Genomic DNA, 4,888 nt, shown 5'->3' with positions numbered 1-4,888 from the left:
TATTTATATTCCATTTATTTTGCCCTTATTTATTTTGCTTATTGCAATTCCCAATCTATTTTACAACGCTTCTGGTGGTGCAATGTCGGAACCAACGGAAATACCTTTACCATTAGATTGTAATCCTGGTTTGGCATTGGGTTCGTTTTCTTTAACAGTCTGATTAAAGGAAGACGAGGTTGCTTTATCAGTATCAGGAAGCAGTCGGTTTGCTTCAGTTTGTTGCGACATTAGGGACAATCCACCAACAGCACCAGCTACTAAAGCAGTGTAACCAATATATAGGTGCATCGGACGAATATCAAATGCTATACCAACAGAACTTTTCTCCTCTTTACACCATACTGGGGGAATTATTTTGACTGGTGCTGGTGCGGGTAAAGCAGCTACAATATTTGTACCGTTGAGTCCTAATGCATTACCAATGACACGCATAAACCCACGTACGTATACTTCCTCTGGTAACACATCCCAATTACCATTTTCAATTGCTTCTATCTGATGAGGTGGTACGTGGGTATAGATATTTAATTGACTCAGTGATAATCCTTTTAATTCTCTTGCTTGACGCAATTGTTTACCAATTTGCCGCAGGGTTTCCACACGCTGTAGAGCTACTTGTTCAGCAAGTTCAACTTTGGAAGCTTTTTTGTTGTTCTTCAACCAAGCTAGGGGGGAAGCTGTTTTTGAGGTACTTTCTTGAGTTGATTTTGCGGTATTAGTATTTGCAGTGTCTGTAACTAATTCCAGATTAGCTACTCCAGCTTCTTCGACTTCCACTTTGGGATGAAATTTGACGCTTGTCAAGCACTCGGCTAAATTACCGGAGTTTTCTTCTGTGACGCTGATTTGATTCGTATTTGGCTCTACAGTCTCCTGCTTATTTTCAGCTTTTTGGTGCTGTTGCTGTGTAAACTTATGGAATGCTAAACCAATCGCTTCCCGTCCAATAGCTTTAATTAACTGTTTGCCTTGTTCGGATGATTCTCCAAATACTTTTTGAATTGTAGCCAAGGCACGACGATATACTTTACTGCGATGTAGTTCTGCTTCAATGTCCCCTAAAATTGCTCGCAGTTCGTCTTGGCTAATTTCAATACTTGGATTTCCAGGGGTACTTAATGAGTATATGGCTGTCATAGTCTTTATTGTAAATAGATATTATTTATTTAATGCGGAAAGCCCTTCCTGTGTAAATTCTTCTATTGATTACGAAGCTTTCCGGATTATATAAGTATCATTTTTCAAATATTTCTAGATGTTGAAAATATTTTTTCAAATAGAAATTTAAGAGCCATTAATGCCTATGGCGCTTTTAAGTTAAATCAGTAAATTCCCAAACTTACGGCAGTGCCGTAAATCCACTTAAAACTAAAGTTTAGATAGATAAAAGTAACTGCAATTTAATTACAGTTTAAATGTAGTCATAACACCTTTAAAAGTAAGGCAAAAACCTATATTTTTAGATTAAGTATTTTTACGATTTTAATTTAAACCACAATAATACTTAGCTCTAACCCAATTTCGTTGTAGGGTGGGTTAGAACTTCTCGTAACCCACCATTGTTAGATTGATGTTGCGTTACGGACTATCGTCATAACCTACAATGAAATTGGAGTTTTTTTAGTTGGAAGTCCTTAATACAGCAGATTGCAATTACATCTCTGTACTGTCGATCGGTTAAAAAGCCATATATAGAGAGAGCTTTTTTATTTCTGACTTCTGGATGCTGGATTTTGCTGTATCTAACTTCCAAAACCTGAAAACAGAAATTCAGTACCTAAACATGTACATAAACATGAGGTATAAGAATTCAAGAGATAATTATTTGACGACTAAATTGATTAACAAAATATTCGCAAATCAATAAGTAGGATTTTTGGAATTTTCACTCTTACTAAGTACACAATTAAGTGTAATTAATACGTAGGTGCTTGAATTTTCTTCCGTACAACTTGCAAAAAAGACTGAACAGCTTTAGCATATTGCGACGGAGCAATTTCTCCCACATTATTATGATTTGCACCTGAAACTAAAATTATTTCTTTTGGTTGAGGTGCATCTGCATAGAGTTTTTTACCCATAAACACTGGGATTGTATTATCCTCAGTACCATGAATTATCAAAATTGGTATTTTGAGCTTTGGAACCTTTTGGATCGAGTCAAATCGCTGTGTTAGAAGTAAATCGACGGGGAAGAGAGGAAAAAGTTTCCGTGCTGTGATAACTTCGCTAACCGAAGTAAAAGTACTTTCCACAATTAATCCAGCCGCTTCCGGACATTTTACTGCCAAATCAATTGCGATCGCGCCTCCTAGTGAATGTCCATAGATATATATTTGACTAGAAGGGATTTTTCGCTTTTCAACTAAGTAGTTCCATGCAGTTTCGGCATCTTCATATACTCGTGCTTCATTGGGAAAGGAACCTTGACTTTTACCAAAACCGCGATAGTCAATCAACAATACCGAAAACCCGGCTTTGTAGTATCCAGTAGCAGCATAAAGATTAGCAGCAATATTCAGTGTATTTCCATGCAGATAAAGTAAAACCTTACCATTCGCGTTGGGATTATCCATCCACCAACCATGAATTTGCTCAATCTTTTGCTCAATTTTCTTTCCAGCAACTTTAATTGGCAGCCAAACATCCTCAAACGGTACATCATACATTAATGGTGTTTTTTCAATTACAGGAGAAGGAAAGAAAATAGACTTATGTTGTTGGCAGTACAATAAAAAACAACCAATAGCGTAAGCAATTACAACCAGAAACGCGACTCCGAAAAGAAACTGAGGGAGGAAGTGTATTAAATTTTCGCTTATTCTTTCCATTCTTCTAAGTAGTTATATATACAATCAAAAGAACAATTATTAATTTTTGAACCAAATATTTGGTACTCTAAAGTGATGAATGTACAATCAAATGTTTATTTTTCATAAATTTGATTAATCAGTTTAATTATATACACAAAAAACCGCGATTTCTCTATTGAATAGTAGGTATAAGTGGAGAATAGGAGAAAAATGTGAAGCTGTCAAATGAGGCTCAAGAGGAGCAATTTAGAGAAATAGGAGTTTACTTACGACAAGCAAGGGAGGAAAAAGCTATTTCGATAGAAGAGGTAGCAACACATACACGCATTCGCGCGGCATTTATAGAAGCGATCGAGCAAGGAAGAGCAGAAGACTTACCTGAAGCCGTTTTTGTTCAAGGATTTATGCGTCGCTACTGCGATGCTATTGGTATAGATGGAACTATACTAACAGCAAATTTTGGTGATTTATTCTTACCAATGGCATATGGGAGCGAAAATAAAAGTATAGAAAAGAAATCAAGTTTATATATACCACTAGCAGTTCCGTATGTTTTACTACTAATAGGTGCTTCGCTAGGATTATTTTATATCCTCAGTCCTAAACGTAATGGTGAATCGATCGTCCAAAATAACAAATTAACAGCTACGAGTACCCCAAGTCCAACTAATACTCAGAACAGTATACCAGTAGTGGTTTCGGAAACATCAACTCCTAAAGCTTCACCGACACAATCTCCAACAACTACATCGACTCCAGAAGCGTCACCAACCCTATCTCCAACAGCAAATCCAACTCCGACTCCAATTTCTACCCCAAGCGTGACTCCGACTCCTTCTATATCCCCCACAATTAAATCTGGTTCGGGTGTTGAAGTTGAAATTGAACTACAAGGTGAATCCTGGTTGCGTGTTAAAGTCGATGGTAAAACCGCGTTTGAGGGTACTTTGAAGAAGGGAGATAAGCAAGCTTGGACAGGTGCAAAGGAAGTCAGTGTATATTCGGGTAATGCTGGTGCGGTTTTAGTTTCCGCAAATAAAAAAACTGCGACTGTTATGGGTGGTGAAGGTAGTTTAAAGTTTATTAAATATGCTCCTGAACCTGAAGTTTCTGCAACAGCAATTCCTTCTCCTCAATAGTTAATAGTTAGGAATTGGGGATTGGTAATTGGTAATTGGTAATTGGTAATTGGTAATTGGTAATTGGTAATTGGTAATTGGGGATTGGGGATTGGGGATTGGGAATTGGTAATTGGGAATTGGGAATTGGGAATTGGGGATTGGGGATTGGGAATTGGTAATTGGGAATTGGTAATTGGTAATGTAGAGACGCGATATATCGCGTCTCTCTACGTTAATTAAGAGTTGGGAGGTTAATATACAACAATACAACAAAATAAAATAGGGCAAACAACCGTTTGCCCCTACAGTATTTTCGTGGGTAATGGGTAATTGATTTGTGCTTCAGACATTCCCAATTACCAGTAATTAATCAATTTTGGGTTCCTGCAAATGCCAATTAGTTGATTGTTCGTATGCATATGCGACTTGAAATAACTTTTCCTCCTGCAAGACATTACCAATCAACTGCAATCCAATTGGCATTCCGGCATCATCAAAACCGCAAGGTACACTGATACCTGGTAAACCAGCCAAATTCACAGGAATTGTCATCAAATCGATTAAATACATACTCAAAGGATCGGTTGTTTTTGCCCCCGATTTAAATGCAGTTGTCGGGGCAACGGGAGAAACCAAAACATCAACTTCTGCAAATGCTTTCTCAAAATCTTGTTTAATCAAAGTGCGAACTTTTTGTGCTTTCAAATAATAAGCATCATAGTAACCCGCAGACAATGCATAAGTACCAATCATAATTCGGCGTTTCACTTCAGCACCGAAACCACTTGCGCGGGTACGATTGTACATTGATAGTAAATTATCCGCATCTTCAGCCCGCAAACCATATTTTACACCATCGTACCGCGCCAAATTTGCCGAAGCTTCGGAAGGAGCAATAATGTAATAACTGGGTAAACCATAGCGGAAACGGGGACAGGAAATTTCGACAAC

Annotated in this window: 5 protein-coding genes; 2 read left to right on the top strand and 3 right to left on the bottom strand. The window is 37.7% G+C overall.

The window, feature by feature from the left end; translation table 11 throughout:
- Positions 1–60 precede the first annotated feature (60 nt).
- Together CK510_RS26315 and CK510_RS26310 are read right to left on the bottom strand one after the other, a co-directional pair.
- Positions 61–1,140, bottom strand: coding sequence for a helix-turn-helix domain-containing protein (locus CK510_RS26315; RefSeq protein WP_095724478.1), 1,080 nt, complete (start codon positions 1,138–1,140; stop codon positions 61–63).
- Between the two features lie 779 nt (positions 1,141–1,919).
- Positions 1,920–2,834 (bottom strand): alpha/beta hydrolase, encoded by a 915-nt coding sequence (locus CK510_RS26310; protein WP_095724477.1) that lies wholly within the window; start codon positions 2,832–2,834, stop codon positions 1,920–1,922.
- A 194-nt stretch (positions 2,835–3,028) separates the two neighbouring features.
- Between CK510_RS26310 and CK510_RS26305 the strand changes: the two genes are divergently transcribed.
- Together CK510_RS26305 and CK510_RS32055 are read left to right on the top strand one after the other, a co-directional pair.
- A complete protein-coding gene (locus CK510_RS26305; RefSeq protein WP_095724476.1) occupies positions 3,029–3,955 on the top strand; it encodes a helix-turn-helix domain-containing protein in 927 nt (308 codons plus the stop codon).
- Between the two features lie 63 nt (positions 3,956–4,018).
- On the top strand, positions 4,019–4,177 hold the full coding sequence (locus CK510_RS32055; RefSeq protein WP_158224967.1) for a hypothetical protein: 159 nt from the start codon (positions 4,019–4,021) through the stop codon (positions 4,175–4,177).
- 126 nt (positions 4,178–4,303) lie between these two features.
- Here CK510_RS32055 and CK510_RS26300 read toward each other — a convergent pair.
- A partial coding sequence (locus tag CK510_RS26300) for an amidase family protein (protein WP_245912447.1) occupies positions 4,304–4,888 on the bottom strand: 585 nt, incomplete at its 5' end.

The organism is Brunnivagina elsteri CCALA 953, from assembly GCF_002289455.1.
Taxonomy (GTDB): domain Bacteria; phylum Cyanobacteriota; class Cyanobacteriia; order Cyanobacteriales; family Nostocaceae; genus Brunnivagina; species Brunnivagina elsteri.
This window is presented reverse-complemented; position numbering and strand designations above follow the sequence as displayed.

What these genes read in the sequence shown, in the direction of transcription:
- CK510_RS26310 (WP_095724477.1), bottom strand. Translation starts at nt 2,834, where the DNA reads ATGGAAAGAATAAGCGAAAATTTAATACACTTCCTCCCTCAGTTTCTT.
- CK510_RS26315 (WP_095724478.1), bottom strand. Translation starts at nt 1,140, where the DNA reads ATGACAGCCATATACTCATTAAGTACCCCTGGAAATCCAAGTATTGAA.